A 20,562-nucleotide genomic window follows, 5' to 3' on the forward strand; every position below is an offset into this window, starting at 1 on the left:
GGCTCCGACTCAAGCCTGCCCGAACTGAGCTCGGCGCTATCTGACCTCGAACTCGCCCACCAGCACTGTTTCGGCACGATCCTTCAACCGCATCGTCACCCTCTGGTCCTTCTGCTTCGGCGTGCCCCAATGGGTGGTCAGGCGCAGCATCAGGGTCGTGGCACCGGTCACCAGCTGCTGGCGACTGCCGAAATAATTGGCCTCCACCTTGTACCTGCCCGGCTTGGCATCACGCAGTGAGAACTGCTCGGGTCCATAGCCTCCGGTGAAGTCCTGTGACATCTGTCCTCCCTGGTAGGTCAGACGATTGCCGTAGTACGCGCGCTCGCCGTTCGGGTCGGTCACCCACAGGTCCATGTCGCTGTTGTCCGCATCCCACGACAGCACTACCCGCAGGTCCAGCGGCATCGGCTGCAGCAGGCGCGGGTCGATGGCCGAGGTATCAAGCCCTGGCGTGCTGCGTGCAACCAGTTGGGTCAGCTCGTCCAGCGCGATCAGTGCAATGCCGTTGAACCGGCTGTCCCAGGGCCGCGTCACCACCTGGTACAGCGGCGCCAGCGCCTGCTGTGGCCGGCCCGCCGCCGCCAGGGCCAGGCCGAGATCACGGAAGCTCTGCGGCTCCTCCTCGCCCATCGCCAACACCTGCTCGAACACCGGCACCGCCAGCATCGGTTCGTCGGCCTGCATCAGGCGGTAGCCGAGCACGCGCAGCAGATGGCGGTTGTCCAGGTCCATCTCGGCCAGGTTGGACAGCACGCGCAGGGCCAGATCCCGCTGCCCCTGCTCCAGCAACAGATCGGCCACGTCGAGAAAGAACGCACTGCTGTCGGCATGCGCGGCGCGCTCGGCCAGGTAGCGGTCGTACAGCTGCGAGGACGGCCCCTGGCGCAGGCGCCGGGCAATGGCCGAATCTGGCTGCCATGCGGCCAGTTGGATGCCGAGCGCACCGCTGTTCGCTGCGGCCTCTGGCGCGGCGGCAGCGCCGCTCCCCGTGCTCGCATCGCGTGCGGCTTCCTGTGCAGGTGCCGAGCGACGGGCGCGTGCACGCGACACCTGGACGTCGCGTTCCGCGGCCGCAAGCATCGGTGCGGGCGCGGGAGGTGCGGCCGCAAGCATCGCTACCGGCGCAGCGGCCGAAGCAGAGACGGCAACCCTGTCCAACGCCTTTCCCTGCAACTGCGGCGGCGTGTCTTTCGGCCAGCTGCGGCGCCACCACTCCCGGCGCTCCTGCCACTGTGCGGCGATGTCGTCCAGGCGACGGCGCTCGGCGGCGCTGCGGTCAGCGACCACGCGTGCAAAGCGGGCGTCGTACTCGGTCCGCAGCGCGCCGGCAGGCCGGATCGCGTAGCGCAGGTAATCGTCCAGCGTCTCCAGCACGATCAACGAGGTATCCGGACCGACCAGGCCGAACTGCTGCGACAGGCGCTGCATCGCCTCACGGTTGCCGCGACGGTCGGCGGCCAGCTGCTGCAGGCGCGCCTGCGCCCACAGGCCGGCCAGCAGTTCTCCATTGCCGCTCGTCTGTGTCGCGGGCAGCGCCAGCCATTGGCCGCCGACGCGGACCCGCATCGGCACGCCGTCCGCCGCCAGCCGCGAGTGCAGCCACAGCCAGCCCTGGGCTTCACTGCGACGATCGATCACCACGTCCTGTACACCGCGGCCCGCATCGACCTGCACGTCCAGCGGCGAAGACAGCAGTTCGCGTGCAGCGGCATCGACATCCGTCCCCAGGGCGATGAAGCGACCGCCATGTGATTCGCTCCAACCGCGCAGCCGAACGACATCGGTATGTGCGCCCGCACTGCTGACCGCGAACAGGCGCTGGTCGGCGGCGAGCGTCGGCAACACCTGCGGGCCGTAGGTCAACAGACCGTCGCTGACCAGCAGGTATTCCTTCACGGCTGCCTGCGGCTGCCACTGCGCCAGCGCGCTGGCGCCATCCGGGCGGACGGCCTGCAACGCCTGCCGCAATGCCGACCAGTCACCGCCGCGGATACGGAAGCGACGCACCGGCTCGGCCCGGTCACGCAGGACCGTCAACGCGACCGTGCCGTTTCCCAGCACAGCAAAGTAACGGTCCAGCAGTGCAAACTCCCGCGAACGGTCACGCCTGCCTGATGAGCCGGAGCCATCCCACAGCAGGCCGATATCGGTCGGCAGCGTACGCGGCGCGTTATCGACCGGCACCGGCAGCTGTGCCAGCAGATAGTGACCGTCCTGCCACGGTGCGACCTGTACCCGTGCCTGACGTGATGCCGGGAGCGTCCACTGCAGCTGCGCCGGCAACAGGGCGCCTCGGCCCTGCCAATGCAGTTGCCCCTCAGTGAAGCGGAACGGCCCTGCGCTCGTGGTCGCCGCATCCGGCGCCTGCAAGGTCAGCTCGACCGAGGCCGCGCTGGCTGCGAACTGCAACGGCAAAGTCCATTGCCAGCCGTGGGCGGCAAACGCCAGCGGTTCGCGCAGCACCAGCTGCACACGGCGGCTGCCGCCGGCGGGCAACGGGTAGACACGCAGGCGGAACTGATTGCCGGCGGTCTGCTCCAGCAGGCCCGGATCGACGCCGCGACGCGCGATGTCCTCGAACACCTGACGCCCCCGGTCCTTCGGCACGGGCACCGCCTCGCGCAACTGGCCATCGATATCCAGGGCGAAGCCGGTGATCTGCTGGCCGTCAGCCAGCGGGAACTGCAGCTCGCCCTCCATGACCCGGCGGTTGGGGTTATGGAACTCCAACGTGATGCGGGTCTGGGCGATACCCGCCTGGACCTCCCCTTCGATCGAGGCCCGACGCAGCACGATGGGCTGCTCGGCGCCCGCGACCTGCAGCAACGGGACCGCACGAACCGGGCGGACGGACGGACGGCCGTGGGTCTGGGCGGCCGTGGTGAAGGCACAGAGCAGCAGCGCCAGCAGGCACAGCACACGACGAAGGACGGGCGACATGGTACGTCTCCAGAGCGAGGACGAACTGTTCAACGCATGGCAGGCCGGATCGGGGTTGATCGGGTGATCGTCCGCGATGGCTCTGGAAGATATTGCTGCCGGACGCCACCCAGTGGTCGTCCGGATTCTGCTGCCCGAATGTCGCCTTACAGGACCGACATCTCAAACAAGGCCATCCTGGATCTGTTCCAGAACAATTGACCACCGTGACCCTTCCGTCAGTGCAGAGGCATCAAGCCTCCTCCACTCCGACACCAGCGTCCTGATCGCCCTACTGCGATCGAATCGCGGCTTTGCAGAGCGCTTGGGAATCTCACCCCGCTCGAATGCCTCCAGCCGGGCCTGCATCTCCGCCTGGGAGTAGACCATCGGACCGGAATCATCCGCCTTTGCCTGGGCCTGGAATGCCTCATACGCTTCGAGAAACCCAAGGAAGCTCGACAGGCGTCCATTCACGATCTGACGTCCGCCATCGCCCACGGCAAGTACCTCGCCACTCGCCGACAGGCACAGCAGCAGATCCTCGCCCCATGGCTCTCGCGCGATAGCCAGAAGTTCGGTGCCATCGATCTCGACCACGTGGGGCACTTCGAACTGAACAACAGGCACATCGCCCGGCAGCCGTGAAGGAAGCCCCAGGCGCAGCATCAGCTTACTCGTCGACGGTTCCAGCCCGAAATCTCGAAGGACCTGGGCACTCACCTCCAACGAACCCGAGCCATAAACGCGGGAGAATGCAGTTTCAGTCACGCATGAACCTCATGCAGTTTCAGCGGGCACGGATCGACGCCGCGACGAGCGATTTCCCCGAACACCTGGCTTCCGCGGCCCCCGGGGCACCGGTACCGCCTCGCACAACCCGCCGGATGGTGCGCAGCGGCACCGATCCACCTGGCTCAGCAGACCGGCACCGCACATGCAATGTGGCTAGGTCGTCGCCCCAATGGTGCGCTTCTGAAGCGATTCGATCTTTGCCTGTATTTTCTTCAGACCCACCTTTCCGCAACCCACGAGCGTCAACTCACGAAGCGCGGAAAGATCATTGATGACCTCGATGTTGGCAATCTTCTTGCAGTACTGGATATCCAGTTTCCTGAGCTGCTCGAGCCCCACCAGTGCACGGATGTCTGTCAGCGAACTCAGATTCTTCAGCCATACCGACGTCAACGCGGCAAGTGTCTCGATGCCATCGAGGCTTTTCAGCTTCGTGCCACCCAACAGTCCCAGGCGTTCGAGGCCACCAGCCGATGCAGACAGGATGTTGAAGATCTCACCATCCACGGGGACATTCAGAATGTTCAGTTCTTCCAGAGGCAGGGCCAGGGCCTGCCTGAGATTCTTCAATGACCTGTCTGGATAGAGCGAAAGTACTTTCAACGCGGGGAAGCTTGATGTGTCGAAACGCACCGGCACGTCGACATACAGCGTCCTCAGATTGGGTAGCACAACGCCCGGCCAGGCCAACGTCCCCGTGCCAAGATGGATGCTCAATGCCCCGATGCTCTCAGGCAGAAGCCCCTCCTCGAGTCCATCCATGATCGACGGTGCGATCGATCCCGGCCCGATGCTGAGCGTCTTGAGACCCCGCATTTCCCTGAGGATCTCCGGAAGCGCTTCGAGCTTGTCGCCGGGAGGTGACCAGAGGTGAACCTGCTCGATCCGGGCGAGCCTCTCAGTGTTGAAAGGGGCGTTGAAGAACACCAGCTCAGCACCCGGAGTCGGGAATGCTGCTTCGTGTCTGCCATGCATCAGAACAACTTTCTGCACGCGCTTTCCGATCTGGCCGATGCCCACGTGCTGCAGCCGCGTCTGCGCGCCAGCGGATGCTGCCGGTGCGCACCCGGCAACTAGCGCCCAAAGAATAGTTCGTCGTACTGGCCATTCATCGCCGCAGTGAGAAATTCGTCGAATGTCTCGGCAAGCCTAGTAACACTTTCAAACTCGGGCTCAACGCCGTGCACAACCGCCCCAGAGCTCCGGCCCAGCCCAACGAATTGATAGTCTCCGTCGACCGCCATAAAAATCGGCAAATACTCTGCCCAGAACTTTCGAACATCCTCGCCATCAGCATCCGTCATTGCAGCGTCAATGCTCATCTTCTCAAACTCATCCCAGGAGAACGCGCCATCCGAGACACCCGCAAACTCCTCGATTGAGACGAACCACCGTGACTCATCCTTGTTCGAGAGCGATGTGAAATTCGAAATAAACTCCAGGTAAAAGGCCGGAACATCTGCATTTATCGAATCATCGATAACAGGTGGCGATCCATCACCACCATCCCTACCAACCAAAATCCAGCCCTTTCCCACAAGAAAATCCAGGAAATTCGAATACAGAATATTCATATCAGCTCCTACACTGCGCCTTTATCACATTTATTATTCTTCTCTGCAATCCAGTTGCAGCACTATGATTCGGATTCTTAATCTTTCTCGTTTCATTCGTAATCGTTAGTACCTGCCCCTCTGGCCCACCCAGCGCCAAGCCGTGAGGATGATGGCCACCGGATTCTCCAGGTTTAGCGCGAATAACGTCCACTTCCGATTTCGGCCGATAGAACACGGGCGTACTATCCGGGTCGATGCCCTGCCACTCAGGCGCGCTCTTGAATTTATCCCTAGCCTCCTGCAATAGATCTGGGTAATCCTTCAACCACTCAGCAAGTGTTTTTGTTACATAGAGCCCCAGCGCATCAAACCAGCGAAACGGATTCCTTGCATATCCATATATGTTTACTCCACCAGCAATAGAAATTGGATCCTCTGAAACATACGAACCCGCGTGCGGATCGTAATAGCGATATCTATTGTAGTGGAGGCCGGTTTCAAGGTCCGCGTACTGCCCTTGGAATCTGATGAAGTTGTGAACCCCGTCATCGAAGCGTTCCTCATGCAACTTGCCCCAACCATCATACGAGCCTGACCAGCCGCACCTCCCGTCGCGACAAAGCAGCCGGATGGGCCGTCCATTAGGATCAACTTGATAGACCCATACCTCCTTGCCCGGTTGGTTTTCCTTGACCTTGGCACCTGAAGATCCCAGCTCGCCCACTAGGCTTGAAACGGGATCGGCAAATGCCGCTTCACTGTGAAGCGGCTCGGGTGGCTTTTCACCGCGCTCGACCACCTCGGCGGCAATGATTAACCCACTTGAGCCCAATGATGCTCCACCGCCCAACAGACCGATACCGCGTTTACTGGCCCCAACTGTGGAACTCACTGGTATTGAAGCACGATTACGATGTAGCAGAGCATCTGCGCCGCTCGCTGCGGGAGTTGGAGCACTGCTAGTTGCGCTTACGCCCCTGCTGGAGCGCTCTACAACCAACGCCAACGGCACAAACGTACCCGGGTAGTACACATACTCCCGCACCCGCTCATGCAGCCTCTCCAGCTGCCGCTGCCGACGCCGTACCTCGACCAGGCTGCCCACATTCCCCACCCACACCGGCGCCGCCTCTTCGGCGTCATTGGCCTGCTGCACTTCGCCCAGCAACGCATCACCATCCCAGAAGAACCACGTCGTCTGCGTCGGGTTGCGCTTGAACACCCGCCGCCCCAGCGGGTCATAGCCGTAGTACGTTGACTGCCCGTTGCGGCGGCTCTCCGCCAACCGATGGTTGGCATCCCAGATCAGCGTCAGGTCATCCGGCGCATCCCCTTGCGGTGCGCCCTTGCGCACCAGATCACCCGCCCGGTCAAACACGTAGTGCACGCCCTGATAGGCGCCTTCGCGCGTCCAGGTGGTCAGGTCGTCGTCGTCGCCGCCTACCACCTTGCGCGCCTGCACCTGCTTCACTTCGGTGCGCAGCCGGTCGCCGGCCGGATCGTTGAAGTAGCGCTCGACCCTTCCCTTCGGGTCGATATGCTGCAGCAGGCGCCCGATCGCGTCGTAGCGGTACTCATCGACGCCCTGTGCGCTGTCGCTACGTTTGGTCAGGTTGCCACTGCGGTCGTAGTCGTAACGCGTCTCGAACAACGGGGCGGCATCTTTCAACACCGACTGTGAGGTCAGCAGGTTGCGGCTGTCGTAGGTGAACTCGCGTTGCAATTGCGGGCTCAGCTGCTCGCGCGTGGTGCGGCCCAGCGCGTCGCGCTCCATCGAGATCGGCGGCTCGTCATTGATGGCCACCGATACGGTCTGGTCGCGCAAGTCGTAGCCGAACGCTAACCGATTGCCGGCAGCGGTCTCGCGCAGTACGCGGTTGCCTACTTCATCATAGGCATAGCCGACGCGGAACCCGTCCTGCAGTTCCTCCAGCAATTGCCCCAGCGGGTCATACCGGCGCTTCACTGTACGCACCGGATTGCGCAGCTCGACAATCTGGCCCTGCACGTCGTAGACAAAGTGTTCCTGTACCTGCTGTCCAGGATGGCGTACATCCGGCAGCGTCTTGCGGGTGATGCGCCCGAGCTTGTCGGTGGTGAAGGCGATGCGCTGGCCCAGCGGATCCACGGTGGCGGTCAGTCGTCCGGCCGCGTCATAGGTATAGCGCCGCGACTGCCCCCAGTAGTCCACTTCCTCGACGATGCGGCCCAGCGCGTCGCGCACCAGCTGATAGGTTTCGCCGCGCTGGTTGATGACCGCGATGAGCTGCTCTTCGGTGTCGTAGCGGTACTCCACGCTGTGCCCATCGGCCTGCAGGCGCTTGCTGATCTGTCCGATGCCCACGTACTGCAGCCGCGTCTGCGCGCCCGCTTCGTCGGTATAGCGCAGCAGCTGATCTTCGGCATCATACTCGCAACGCACACCGTTGCCGTCGGGGCCAGCGGTGGCCAGTAGGCGTCCCTTGGCGTCGTACTCGTAGCGGCTGACCTGCCCCAGCGGGTCGACCTGGCGCAGCAGGTTGCCGAGTGGATCATGCTCAAACCGGCTCTGATGGCCCAGCGCATCGATAACCGCGGCCACCAGTCCATGACGGTCATAGCGCAGTTGCGTGACCGCGTGCCGTGCGTTGGTCTGCGCCTGCAACTGGCCCTGTGCGTCGTAGTCGAAGCGGGTGGTTGCACCCAATGGATCGGTCTGGCTGACCAGCAGGCCCTGGCCATTGTAGGCCTGCTGCCAGTCGACACCATCCGGCGTACGCAACGACACCATGTGGTCGTCCAGGTCGTACTCCATCTGGATCGACGTGCCATCGGCGCGGGTCAGGCAGACCAGGTTGCCATGCGCATCATAGGCAAACGCCGTGCGCAGCCCCTCCGGGTCGGTCACCGCCACGGTGCGCCCGAAATCGTCGTACTCGAACAGCGTCACGCCATCGAGCGGGTCGATCTCGCATAGCGGCAGCTGGTTCTCGTCGAACTTGACCACGCTCAGGTGCCCCAGCGAGTCGGTCACCCGGGTCTCGCGCAGCAGCGCGTCGTACTCGAAGTGATAATCGTAGAGACCACCATCGCCCCACGAATGCACCACCCTGCCCTGCGCATCGAACGCATAGTGGAACGACAGGCCCACGCGGTCGGTATGCCGCACCATGCGGTGACGTTCATAGGCAAACGTGCGTGGCGCCCCCAGTGCGTCGACTGCCGCCAGCAGGTCACCTTCGGCACTGTACCGGTAGCTCACCAGCGGATGCACCAGGCCGGTGGCCGGGTCATGCAGCGCCATGCGGTCGATGCGACCGTGCCGGGCCTCCACTTCGATGAAGCGGCCCTGCAGGTCACCGATACCGCTCTCGACGATGCGCACCAGATGGCCGTCGCGACGCTCGAAGCGCCAGTGGTTGCCATGCGCATCCTCGATGCGCTCGATCGGCCAGGACTGCGGACCCGGCAACGCGCTGACACCTGCAGGCAGCTCGCCACCGAACACGTACTGCAGGCCGTTCTTGAAGCGCACCCGCCACTGCCCGCGCCGCCTCAGCAGGCGCGCGCCATCGACGAAATCGAGAATCGCCCCGGCCTCTCCCTCGGCGGGCGGCAGCTCGGGGAAGAACGCGACCTGGTCGGGGCCGGACAGCCAGACGCTGCCGTCGGCCAGCAGCTCCAGGCGGATGTCTGCCGGCGTCTGCCAGCCCGCGCCGCACAGACCCGGCGCGTCCGCGTGGCGCGAGCCGTAGCTGCGTTGCCAAGTGAGCGGCAAGCGGCCCGGTACATCGAAATCCTGGTGGTTGACCACCACGCTGCCATCACGGATATCCACCGGCTCGGCGCGAAGCACCTTGCACTTCAGGAAACCCGAGGGCAGGTTTCCCCACTTGCCCCGCCGCCAATTGGCAAAGGCATCCATCTTCTTGCGGAAGAACGCACTCTTGCGCAGCTTGCCCAGGCCTGCGAACGCCGCGCGGAACGCGAGCGCGGTCCATGACACCGTCGGTGGTCCTCCCACCTTGACGCTGGTGGGAATGGCCACGTTCAGGCCGGTCGGCAGTGACATCGCCCGAAGTGGCTTCTTCGGCTTCTTCACCCGGAACGGGTTGATCATGCCGGCCAGATTGCAGTCCAGCACCGGCATCGCCAGCCGCGAGAACGGCTCGCCATCGGCCGACACGGTACGACTGCCCATGAAGATCTCTTCGCCGTCGAACTGCGGCCCCATCGGTGCCGCCAACGGCGGCCCCCACACACCGAGCGGGATGTGGATGTCCAGGCCGCCGGTACCGGCGGTGCCACGATGCACGCCGTTGACCTTGATGGTCGAACCGATGAACGGGATGTAGTCGAACGGATCGAGCACCAGGCCGATGTGCGGCGTCGGCAGCGGGCACGGCGGCACCGCATACATGTGGATGTCGATACCCAGCTGCGGATCGAAATGCTTGGCGGCGATGCTCACGGCAACACTCCCTGTTGCGTTACAAGGCGCGGAACAACGCGCGCAGGAACGCCTTTACTTCGTCACGGTACTCGGCGCTGATCCAGGTCACGACGATGATGCCAAGCACGATGGCCACCAGCATCACCACGGTCTTGTTCGACTTCATGCAACAGCCACTCCTGTAACGGCGGGCCCTGCAGCCGCCGCCACGGGCGACTGCAGCAGGCCACTGGGATCGGGCAGCGGCTGCATCGCCGGGGGCTCGCTCCACACCGGAATCTCGTGGTCGAGCGGGTGTTCGATCGCCGGCAGGCCGTTCCAGCCCGGCTCGAGGAAATCACGGCCGACGGCCACGATCTTGCGGAAGAATTCGTCACCGCCCTGGATCAGCCGCTCGCGTTCCTGCTGCGCACGATGAAAGCCGCGCTCCAGCGCGGCATCGAGCTCGGCGTCGATGGCATCCAGCGCCGGACGCGGAGGACGCGGGCCGAGTGCGCGCCCCTGCGCGTCCGCCTTCTCCAGCAGGCCGGTGCTGGCCTGCAGGTAGTCAGTGGCGACCTGCCGCAGTTGTTCGCAGCGTCGTGCGTCCTGAAGCTGCAGCAGATCCCACAGTGCCTGGGGCAGCGTCGTCGCCTTGCGGTCGGCCGGCGCCAGCGGCTTGGCGATGCGGATCGCCTCCAGCAGCTGCGTGCGCGCCGCCTCTCGCTGGCCCGCCTGCACGTGACACCAGCCCGCCATGCGCTGGCCCTCCAGTGCGAACATGGGGTGCGGAATGCTGGCTGCGGACGCGGATGCCTGCAGGTAGGTCTGTGCCGCACGCTCGGGTTGCTTGGCCGCCAACCAGCAGCCCGCTTCACCGAACCAGCTCTGCATCACCAGTTCCGGCGCGGCAGGATTGCCGCTGGCACGTGCACCTTCGGCGGCGCTGCGTGCCTGCCGGTAGCTGTTGATCGCCTGGCTGTGATCGCCATGTTTCAGCCAGGCACCAGCCACCATCATCTGCACCACCGACTGCTGGTCCTGCCAGCCATGCCGCTGCGCCAGGCCCTGCGCGCGTCCGGCGCGGGCCACCACCTGCGACGGACTGCCTCGCTCCAGCAGCAGCATCAGGTCCGCCAGCAGCTGCCGGTACAGCACTTCCGGACCGCGACCACCGGATTGCGCGGCGGTATCCCGGGCAATCGCAAACATGTCGACCGGTGCGGTGACCACCCGTGCGGTCCTGGCATGACGCTCCAGCAGCGGCTGCCAGCGCGGGTCCTCTTCGGTATCCACCAGCACCAGTCGCAGGCGCTCTCCCGGCGCAGCGGCCAGCGCCGCATCCAGCCAGCGCTCGAAGCCTTCACCGGGCACGCAACGCTCCGGTTCCAGCACGGCAGCCAGCAGGCGCAGATGCTCGCCGTGATGGTCGACGAAACTCTCCAGCACATCGACCACACCCTGCGCGCTGTCCGGATGCGCCTCGCTCGGGCCACGCCAGCCCAATGGCACCTGCTGCGCGCGCAGATCGTCCTGGCTGGCCAGATAACGGTCGAGCAGATCCTGCTTGACCTGCCGGCTGTAACGGAAGCCCAGCTCATAGGCGGTATCGATGCGCAGGAAGCAGTCCGGCGTATCACGCCCTGCGTCGTTGCGCTGCATCTCGAAGAACGCGGCCAGCAGGCGGCTGGCGGCAGCCGGCAGACGCCATACCAACAGGCGCCTGCTGCTGTCGGCGCTGGCCTCCAGCCAGGCGTCGCGCAATGCGTTCAGGCCGCGCAGCATGGGGGTGTCCTGCATGGTGTATCTCCCGTGCTGTTCAGCAGTTGAGCTTGATCTCGCTGCCGTTGACTGACACACCGCCTGCGTCGATGACCACTTCCGAGCCACCGGCGGTGATCTTGATGGCGCTGTCGGTGATCTCGATGACCGAGCCACCCACCTTGGTGGACAGCTTGACCGCCGACTCCAGGCTCATCGCGCCATCCGAGACCTGGCTGTGCGTACCGGTCACGTCCTGGCTGAAATTGCCGGTGACGTCGATCACCCGCTCGCCGACATTGCTGTCGTCGACCTTGCCCTGCACGCTGCGCTTGTCATGACCGGTAATGGTCACCTCCCGCGCGGCGTTCAGCGTCTCCGTCACCAGTCCGCCAACCGTGCGACTGGAGGTCGAGGTGACGGTCTCGGTCCACGTGCCGGTGCGCTGGCTGGTGAAGTTGCCGGTCAGGGTGGTCTTGAAGTCGCCGGTGATGGTTTCGGTATAGCCGGCCGCAGAGATCGTCTTGGTTTCCCCTGCTTCGTACTTCTCGGTCACCGCGCCGGTCACATTGGTGGTGCGGGTGCCGGTAACGCCGAGCGTGTCGGTGCCGGTGACCGTGATGCCACGGTTGCCGCCGACGCTGATGTCCTGGTTGGCGCCGACGTCCATTCGATGGTTGACCGACACCGATGTGGACTTGTTGTTCTTGACGCTGGCGTTCTGGTCGTTGAGCACGGTGGTGACCATGTCACGCTGCGCCCGCATGTTCAGCAGCTCGCCACCGGCGCCATCATGCATGGTGATCTCATTCCAGCCCGCGCCCTTGACCGTCTTCGACTTGAGGCCGCTCACCTCCATGCCGAACGGCGGCATGTTGTCCTCGTTGTAGACACGACCGGTGATGATGGGGCGGTCCGGGTCGCCATCGAGGAAATCGACGATCACCTCCTGGCCCACGCGCGGCGGCGACACGCCACCCATGTCGGCGCCTGCCCACGGACTCGCACTGCGGATCCAGCACGAGGCATTCTCGCGGCGATCCAGCTGGCGGTCCCAATGGAACTGCACTTTCACCCGGCCGTAGCGGTCGGCATGCAGCTCCTCCCCCGGCGGACCAACCACGGTGGCGGTCTGCGGACCCGGCATGCGTGGCCATGGCGTCCGCCGCAGCGGCCTGTAGGGGATGCGACGGCGCAGCACCTCGGCCTGCACTTCGACACTCGGGGCTTCAGCGCTGCCGAAATCGGCAGCGAAATTATTGTGGCCTTCCCGCTGCACGCTCACCACGAAGAAGCTGCGGTCGGTATCGTCACGTCCGATGAAATCCGGGTGCCGCTCCAGTTCGAAGCAGGCGCCGGCATCGAGCTCACCGGCGTTGCCCGCGCACTCGAACAGCTTGGTCGGCCACGCGACTTCCTCGTTGCGCACCGCCGCCAGCGCCTGGCCAATGCGGCTGTTGGTGAAACGCGCCGCACCGTCGTAGCGGTACTGCTCGAGCGGCGGCAGCAGGCCCAGCGGCACCTGGTTGCCCTGGTTGCCATCCAGCGTCTGGCCCGGCTGCTTGAAGTCGAAACTGCGCAGGGTCTGCACGCTGGGCCCGACGCGTCGGCGTGCACCCCAGCGGTGCAGACCGGTGCTGGCCAACGTGCCCTGGTCGGACACGAACGCGATGGGCTGCGGTTCGCCGTGCGCGGTGCTCAGCGTTGAATCGTCGCTGATCACCATCGTATGGCCCTCTTCGTCATGGACGAAGCTGTAGTACAGGCCGGCATCTTCCAGCAGGCGACTGACGAAGGCGAAATCGGACTCGTTGTACTGCACGCAGTACGGCAGCGGCGGCAGCTTGCCGGCATTGAGGTCGTAGCGGAACTTCGCCAGCTGTGCGTAGCCCTGGAACACCTCCTCGATGATCTGCAGCACGTTGCGGTCCTGGAAGATCCGGCAGTTGCAGGTGTAATCGAGGAAGGCGAACCAGGGCGCGAGCTCGGCCCGGTAGGCACTGAACTGGGCCTGTTGGCCGGTACTGGCGAACTCGCGAACGTAGCCGTGCACGCTGCGGTTGCCGAATTCATCGCCCAGCTGCAGGCGCAGCGGCTGCCCGACCAGCTGTTTCAGCTCCAGCCGCGGCTGGACCGACAGCAGTTCGATACGGTAGGCGAACGGGCTGGACACCGCCTCGCTGCCCTCGAAACGCTTGACCAGGAAAGTGTCCGGATCCAGAGCGGTTTCGACGCGGATCAGGCGTCGGTCCTGGTGCAGGCGCTGCAGTGCGGCGCCGGGAAGCAGTGATTCGGCGTACATCGGGCGTTCCGTCGTCCCATGTTGGTCGTGGCCCGACTTTGCCACCGGCAGGTGACATGCGCCAGCTTTTTGACGCTTTTGCCTCTGGATAAAGAGATGAATTCATTAAGGAAATTCAAGGAACTGCGAATTTCCTCACATTTCCTTCCCCGCGACCCCGTCGCCAACGCTGGCCCCGGCGTGAGTGCGCGAACGCTGCCTCACGCCGGCAGGCAATGCTCGACAATCAGCTGGATGGCGCTACCACCGCGATAGTCGTCGCAGGCCAGCCGGTAGGCCAGATGCACATGGCGGCTCGGCGCATTGCCGTGCCAGCCGCCAAAATGGATCGCGTTGATCGTGCCAGGCACGCCAGGCAGGCGCAGTTCCAGCTTGAGGTGGCGTTCCTTCAGCACGCGCCAGTTGGCCACTTCGAAATGGCCATCGAACAGCGGCTCCGGGAAGCCCTGCCCCCAAGGACCGGCCAGGCGCAGCGCATCGGCATGGCGATGGTCGAGCTCGTCCGCTGCCAGTTCGCCGTCGCTGAGCACCTGCTGTTGAAGTGCCGCTGGGTCGAGCATCTCCAGCACGACGGCAACGAAGGCCGCCTTGAAGGCGTCGACATGATCGAGCCGCAGGCTGAGGCCGGCCGCCATGGCGTGACCGCCGAAGCGTTCGATCAGGCCGGGATGTCGTGAATCGACCAATGCCAGCGCGTCACGGATATGCAGGCCCGGAATCGAACGCGCGGAGCCACGCAGGGTGTCGGCACCGGGCTCGGCCGGCGCGAAGGCGATCACCGGCCGGTGCAGGCGATCCTTCATCTTCGAGGCCACCAGACCGACCACGCCCGGATGCCAGTCCGCATCGAACAGGCAGGCGGCCACCGGACGCTGGCCGGAGGTATCCAGCACGACCCGCGCCAGCGCCTGCTCCGCGTCGTCGGTCATCGACTGCTGCACGGCGCGGCGCTCGCTGTTGATCTGCTCCAGCATCTGCGCGATGTCGCGCGCCTGCCGCGGGTCCTCGGTCAGCAGCAGCGCGATGCCCAGCGCCATGTCTTCCAGCCGACCGGCGGCATTCAGGCGTGGGCCCAGGGCGAAGCCGATGTCGGTCGCGGTCAGCCGCGCGGCGTCGCGCCCACTGGCTTCGATCAGCGCCTTCAGGCCGACACAGCCCTGCCCCGAACGCAATCTGCGCAGGCCCGCACTGACCAGTGCGCGGTTGTTCGGATCCAGCGCCACCAGGTCGGCGACGGTGCCGACCGCCACCAGGTCCAGCAGCGTGGTCAGGTCCGGGCCCTTGCCATCGGCGAACACGCCGGCCTCGCGCATCCGCCGGCGCAGCGCCATCAGCACGTAGAAGATCACGCCGACACCGGCCAGCGACTTGCTGGGAAATGCGTCGCCATCCAGGTTCGGATCGACGATCACGTCGGCCGCAGGCAACTGCGGGCCCGGCAGATGATGGTCGGTGACCAGCACCTGCCAGCCACGCGCCTTTGCGGCCGCGACGCCGGCATGGCATGCAATGCCGTGGTCGACGGTGACCAGAAGGTCCGGCTTCAGCGCGGCCAGTTCCTCCACCAGCGAGGGCGACAGTCCATAGCCGTGCACCATCCGGTTGGGCACCGCATGGAAGACATGCTGTGCGCCGAGCATGCGCAGGCCGCGCACGCCGACCGCACAGGCGGTAGCGCCATCGCAATCGAAATCGCCAACCACCAGGATGCGCTTGTCGTTGGCGATGGCTTCGATCAGCAGATCGACCGCAGCGTCGATGCCGGTCAGCAGTTCGGGGGCATGCAGATTGCCCAGCTTCGGCAGCGCCAGTTCCGGCGTCCCCGCGCCACGGCTGGCATAGAGACGTGCGAGCAGTGGCAGCGTTCCCTCCGGCCATGCAGCCGGCGTAGCTGCCTCACGGCGTCGGATTGTCGGCGTATCGGAAGACGGCAGCGCTGGATCGGCGGCAAGGGACATCGGCATCGCCGGTTACGAAAGACAGAGGGATGATACCGCGCGTGGGAGAGGCTGGCGGGATTGCGCCCGGCACCTGCGGTAGTGCCGGCCGCTGGCCGCAACCCCGGCAAACATCGGGGTCAGAGCCGTTCTCCGATGGAAAACGGACCCGACCCCGCTCGACCGAGGCCCCGCTCAATCGTGCAGCTGCCGCGGCTTCTTCCAGAAGTGCCAGCGCTGGCCACGGTCGAGCTGGAACTGCAGGCCGTCCTCGAAATCGAGCACCAGCCGCCGCAGTTCGCCACGCTTCAACGCGGCCAGCAGCGGGCGGATCGCCTCGTTGCCCAACTGCTGCAGCGAACGCAGCTGGCGCAGGTCAACCAGCGCATCGACAGCCTGCTCACCATCCACCGCCACGCCAGCGGCCTGCGCCAGGCTCTGCAGCAGCGCATCGCGGCTGCGCACCTGCGCATGCACCGTGCTGACCGACACCGGCATCACGCCACCGCCCCAGAACCACAGCGAATTGATCGGCTGCTGGCCCTGCGCGGCACGCTGCTGGTTCCAGGAGTGGTTGTGCAGCAGCACCTGCGCCTCGGTCATCAGCGCCCGCCAGCGGCGGCCGCCCTCGCCTTCCGGCAGGTGCGAGAACAGGTCATCGCCGAGCACCTCGTCGGGACCGTCGAACGCCGGCAGTGCGGTATCGATCGGCAGCCGCAGATACCAGCGCGACGGATCAGGCGCGTCGAGCACGAAGCCGGCCTCGGCGAACAACGGCTGCAGCACCGGCAGCAGGGCGAGGCTGTCTGCCAGGGTTGGTCGCAGGGTTTCGCCGTAGGCCATCATCCGCGCGCCATGCATGTCCGGCACCATGCAGGCCGGATCGGCGCGCAGCCAGCTGGCACCGGCCGCATCGCCCACGTCACGCTGGCGCGTCAGCGCGGCCACCGGCCAGTGCGGCGCGGCGACCGTGAAATGGCGCGTCAGCTGCGCCCGTTCACCCGGCTCGACCTGCACCGCTGTGGCACGGCCAAGCGCACGTGCCACATCGTCCGGCAGCGCAGCCGCGGCAAAGCGGCTGCGTGCGGGCAACAGCAGGGTCGCCGTCGCCACGTGCTCAGTCCACGTAGCTGACGCTGACGATCTCGTACTCGCGCTGCCCAGCCGGGGCGTCGATCACGATCGAATCGCCTTCCAGCTTGCCGATCATCGCGCGCGCCACCGGCGAGGAAATCGCGATCAACCCCAGCTTGATATCCGCTTCGAGGTCACCCACGATCTGGTACTTCTTCTCTTCGTCGGTTTCCACGTCGGCCAGGGTCACGCTGGCGCCGAACACCACCTTGGAGCCGGCATTGAGCTTGCTCACGTCGATGATCTCGGCGTGCGACAGCTCGCCTTCCAGCTGCTTGATGCGGCCTTCGATGAAGCCCTGTTCCTCGCGCGCGGCGTGGTACTCGGCATTCTCCTTCAGGTCGCCATGCTCACGCGCTTCGGCGATCGCGGCGATCACCTTCGGCCGCTTGACCGACTTCAGGTGATCCAGTTCGTCGCGCAGCTTCTGCGCGCCCTTCATCGTGATGGGGGCTCTCATGCATTCAACTCCTTGTGCAGCTCCTGCAGCGACCAGACGGGGCCGGTGCCGCGGAATTCCAGTGAATCCACCAGCGCCTTGGCGCCGGCAATGGTGGTCGAGTAGGTGACGCGGTGCTGCAGCGCCTCGCGACGGATCGAGAACGAGTCGTTGATCGCCGACCGACCTTCGGTCGTGTTGACGATGTAGACGATCTCGCCGTTCTTGATCGAATCGACGATGTGCGGACGACCCTCGACCACCTTGTTGATGATCTCGCACTGCATGCCATGCTGCTGCAGCCAGGCGGCGGTGCCACGGGTGGCCACCAGGCTGTAGCCGCGCGCCAGCAGCGCCTTGGCGACCGGCAACACGCGCTTCTTGTCCGGGTCGCGCACCGACACGAAGGCCTTGCCGATCGGCGGGGCCTTGATGCCGCCGGCTTCCTGCGCGCGTGCGAAGGCGGCGTTGAAGCTGCGACCGACGCCCATCACCTCGCCGGTGGACCGCATTTCCGGCCCGAGGATCGGATCGACGCCCTGGAACTTGGCGAACGGGAAGATCGCTTCCTTCACCGAGTAGTAGTCCGGCACGATCTCTTCGGTCGCGCCCTGCTCGGCCAGAGTCTTGCCGGCCATGCAGCGTGCGGCGATCTTGGCCAGCGGCATGCCGGTGGCCTTGGACACGAACGGCACCGTGCGCGAGGCACGCGGGTTCACTTCAAGCAGGTAGACGGTGTCGTCGCCCTCGTCGCTGGTCTGGATCGCGAACTGGGTGTTCATCAGGCCGACCACGTTCAGCGCCTTGGCCAGTTCCACCACCTGGCGACGCAGCTCGGCCTGGGTCTCGGCCGACAGCGAGTACGGCGGCAGCGAGCACGAGGAGTCGCCCGAGTGCACGCCGGCTTCTTCGATGTGCTCCATCACGCCACCGATCAGCACGTTGCCATCCTTGTCGGCGATGATGTCGACATCGCACTCGACAGCGTTGTCGAGGAAGCGGTCCAGCAGCACCGGCGAATCGTTGGACACCTTCACCGCATCACGCACGTAGCGGGCCAGATCGGCTTCGCCGTACACGATCTCCATCGCACGGCCACCGAGCACGTAGCTCGGACGCACCACCAGCGGGTAGCCGATCTCGCGGGCCAGCAGCAGGGCTTCCTGGTCGTTGCGGGCGATACGGTTCGGCGGCTGCTTCAGGCCCAGCTTGTCCACCAGCTGCTGGAAACGCTCGCGGTCCTCGGCCAGGTCGATGGAGTCCGGGCTGGTACCGATCACCGGCACGCCATTGGCTTCCAGCGCGCGCGCCAGCTTCAGCGGCGTCTGCCCGCCGTACTGCACGATCACGCCCTTCGGCTGTTCCAGCTCGACGATCTCCAGCACGTCTTCCAGCGTCAGCGGCTCGAAGTACAGGCGGTCGGAGGTGTCGTAGTCGGTCGACACGGTTTCCGGGTTGCAGTTGACCATGATGGTTTCATAACCATCCTCGCGCAGCGCCAGCGCCGCATGCACGCAGCAGTAGTCGAACTCGATGCCCTGGCCGATGCGGTTCGGACCGCCGCCCAGGATCATGATCTTGTCGCGGTTGCTCGGCGCGGCCTCGCACTCGTCCTCGTAGGTCGAATACAGGTAGGCGGTGCCGGTGGCGAACTCGGCAGCACAGGAGTCCACGCGCTTGTAGACCGGGCGCACCTTGTGGGCACGACGCAGTGCGCGGATGGCCGCTTCGTTGGTGCCGGTCAGCTGGGCCAGGCGGGCGTCGGAGAAACCGGCACGCTTGAGCCTGCGCAGACGCGCAGCGTCGAGCGCGTCGATGCCGTCGGCAGCGACTTCACCTTCGGCAGCGATGATTTCCTCGATCTGGTCCAGGAACCAGTGGTCGATGAACGACAGGGCGTAGATCTCTTCCACGCTCATGCCGGCGCGGAACGCGTCGGCCACGTAGAACAGGCGCTCCGGACCCGGTGCCTTCAGCTCGCGGCGCAGGGTCTGCAGGTCTTCCTCGTTGGCCAGGTCCAGGCCGGTCGGGTCGAAGCCGACCTTGCCGGTTTCCAGGCCACGCAGCGCCTTCTGTACCGATTCCTGGAAGGTGCGGCCCATCGCCATGACTTCGCCCACCGACTTCATCTGGGTGGTCAGGCGCGCATCGGCGGCCGGGAACTTCTCGAAGGCGAAACGCGGAATCTTGGTGACCACGTAGTCGATGGACGGCTCGAACGACGCCGGGGTCAGGCCACCGGTGATCTCGTTCTTCAGTTCGTCCAGGGTGTAGCCCACGGCCAGCTTGGCGGCCACCTTCGCGATCGGGAAGCCGGTGGCCTTGGAGGCCAGCGCCGAGGAGCGCGACACGCGCGGATTCATCTCGATGACGACCACGCGGCCGGTCTTCGGGTTGATGCCGAACTGCACGTTGGAGCCGCCGGTATCGACGCCGATCTTGCGCAGCACGGCGATGGAGGCATCGCGCAGGCGCTGGTATTCCTTGTCGGTCAGGGTCTGCGCCGGGGCCACGGTGATCGAGTCGCCGGTGTGCACGCCCATCGGATCGAGATTCTCGATCGAGCACACGATGATGCAGTTGTCGGCGGTGTCACGCACCACCTCCATCTCGAATTCCTTCCAGCCCAGCACCGACTCTTCCACCAGCACTTCGGTGGTCGGCGACAGTTCCAGGCCGCGGCTGACGATTTCCACCAGCTCTTCGCGGTTGTAGGCGATACCACCGCCACTGCCGCCCAGGGTGAAGCTCGGACGGATGATGGTCGGGTAGCCGACGCGGGTCTGGATCTCCAGCGCTTCGTCCAGCGTGTGGGCGACGGCGGCGGTCGGGCACTCCAGGCCGATCTCGCCCATCGCCACGCGGAACAGCTCGCGGTCTTCGGCCATGCGGATCGCTTCGCGCTTGGCACCGATCAGCTCGACGTTGTACTTCTCCAGCACGCCGTTGTCGGCCAGGTCCAGCGCGCAGTTCAGCGCGGTCTGTCCCCCCATGGTCGGCAGCAGCGCGTCGGGCTTCTCCTTGGCGATGATCTTCTCGACCGTCTGCCAGTTGATCGGCTCGATGTAGACGGCGTCGGCCATCTCCGGGTCGGTCATGATCGTGGCCGGGTTGCTGTTGACCAGCACCACGCGGTAACCCTCGTCGCGCAGAGCCTTGCAGGCCTGGGCGCCGGAGTAGTCGAACTCGCAGGCCTGGCCGATGACGATCGGGCCGGCACCGATGATGAGGATGGTCTTTAGGTCAGTGCGCTTGGGCATTTTCTTCTCTAAGTCAGTACAGCGTGACAAGGGGGAGTGATCGCA

The 20,562-nt window shown here is 65.2% G+C and carries 12 protein-coding genes; all 12 read right to left on the reverse strand.

All coding sequences use genetic code 11. The annotated features are described in order from the left end of the window. Positions 1–36: 36 nt before the first annotated feature. Positions 37–2,943, reverse strand: coding sequence for a DUF2135 domain-containing protein (locus AC5P76_RS03375; protein ID WP_253118741.1), 2,907 nt, complete (start codon positions 2,941–2,943; stop codon positions 37–39). A 162-nt stretch (positions 2,944–3,105) separates the two neighbouring features. Then, positions 3,106–3,693 carry an SUKH-4 family immunity protein gene (locus AC5P76_RS03380; RefSeq protein WP_253118742.1) on the reverse strand — a complete coding sequence of 196 codons (588 nt, stop codon included), beginning with the start codon at positions 3,691–3,693 and terminating at the stop codon, positions 3,106–3,108. Positions 3,694–3,870: 177 nt separating this feature from the next. Beyond that, the gene (locus AC5P76_RS03385; protein WP_164152623.1) at positions 3,871–4,737 is read right to left on the reverse strand and encodes a leucine-rich repeat domain-containing protein; all 867 of its coding nucleotides are present in this window, start codon (positions 4,735–4,737) and stop codon (positions 3,871–3,873) included. 53 nt (positions 4,738–4,790) lie between these two features. Continuing rightward, entirely contained in the window at positions 4,791–5,291 is a 501-nt protein-coding gene (locus AC5P76_RS03390) for an SMI1/KNR4 family protein (protein WP_253118743.1), read from the reverse strand. A gap of 1 nt (position 5,292) precedes the next feature. Next, positions 5,293–9,723 (reverse strand): RHS repeat-associated core domain-containing protein, encoded by a 4,431-nt coding sequence (locus AC5P76_RS03395; protein WP_253118744.1) that lies wholly within the window; start codon positions 9,721–9,723, stop codon positions 5,293–5,295. 19 nt (positions 9,724–9,742) lie between these two features. Continuing rightward, entirely contained in the window at positions 9,743–9,871 is a 129-nt protein-coding gene (locus AC5P76_RS03400; RefSeq protein ID WP_006441023.1) for a hypothetical protein, read from the reverse strand. Then, positions 9,868–11,484: a hypothetical protein gene (locus AC5P76_RS03405; RefSeq protein WP_253118745.1), complete on the reverse strand. Its 1,617-nt coding sequence runs from the start codon at positions 11,482–11,484 to the stop codon at positions 9,868–9,870. The genes AC5P76_RS03400 and AC5P76_RS03405 overlap by 4 nt, the downstream gene beginning before the upstream one ends. 19 nt (positions 11,485–11,503) lie before the next feature. Then, positions 11,504–13,747, reverse strand: a complete 2,244-nt coding sequence (locus AC5P76_RS03410) for a type VI secretion system Vgr family protein (RefSeq protein WP_253118746.1) — start codon at positions 13,745–13,747, stop codon at positions 11,504–11,506. Between the two features lie 200 nt (positions 13,748–13,947). After that, positions 13,948–15,705 (reverse strand): single-stranded-DNA-specific exonuclease RecJ, encoded by a 1,758-nt coding sequence (gene recJ, locus AC5P76_RS03415; RefSeq protein ID WP_445394518.1) that lies wholly within the window; start codon positions 15,703–15,705, stop codon positions 13,948–13,950. A 174-nt stretch (positions 15,706–15,879) separates the two neighbouring features. Continuing rightward, positions 15,880–16,797: a phosphoglycerate mutase gene (locus AC5P76_RS03420; RefSeq protein ID WP_253118748.1), complete on the reverse strand. Its 918-nt coding sequence runs from the start codon at positions 16,795–16,797 to the stop codon at positions 15,880–15,882. A gap of 4 nt (positions 16,798–16,801) precedes the next feature. After that, on the reverse strand, positions 16,802–17,266 hold the full coding sequence (gene greA / locus AC5P76_RS03425) for a transcription elongation factor GreA (RefSeq protein WP_026347191.1): 465 nt from the start codon (positions 17,264–17,266) through the stop codon (positions 16,802–16,804). Positions 17,267–17,274: 8 nt separating this feature from the next. After that, a complete protein-coding gene (carB, locus tag AC5P76_RS03430) occupies positions 17,275–20,517 on the reverse strand; it encodes a carbamoyl-phosphate synthase large subunit (RefSeq protein ID WP_074901560.1) in 3,243 nt (1,080 codons plus the stop codon). Between the last annotated feature and the right edge of the window lie 45 nt (positions 20,518–20,562).

This window comes from Stenotrophomonas sp. YJH_SMC_36, assembly GCF_059369935.1.

Coding starts and splice junctions, on each gene's coding strand:
- AC5P76_RS03375 (WP_253118741.1), bottom strand. CDS start 2,943: ATGTCGCCCGTCCTTCGTCGTGTGCTGTGCCTGCTGGCGCTGCTGCTC.
- AC5P76_RS03390 (WP_253118743.1), bottom strand. CDS start 5,291: ATGAATATTCTGTATTCGAATTTCCTGGATTTTCTTGTGGGAAAGGGC.
- AC5P76_RS03400 (WP_006441023.1), bottom strand. CDS start 9,871: ATGAAGTCGAACAAGACCGTGGTGATGCTGGTGGCCATCGTGCTTGGC.
- AC5P76_RS03405 (WP_253118745.1), bottom strand. CDS start 11,484: ATGCAGGACACCCCCATGCTGCGCGGCCTGAACGCATTGCGCGACGCC.
- AC5P76_RS03410 (WP_253118746.1), bottom strand. CDS start 13,747: ATGTACGCCGAATCACTGCTTCCCGGCGCCGCACTGCAGCGCCTGCAC.
- recJ (WP_445394518.1), bottom strand. CDS start 15,705: ATGTCCCTTGCCGCCGATCCAGCGCTGCCGTCTTCCGATACGCCGACA.
- carB (WP_074901560.1), bottom strand. CDS start 20,517: ATGCCCAAGCGCACTGACCTAAAGACCATCCTCATCATCGGTGCCGGC.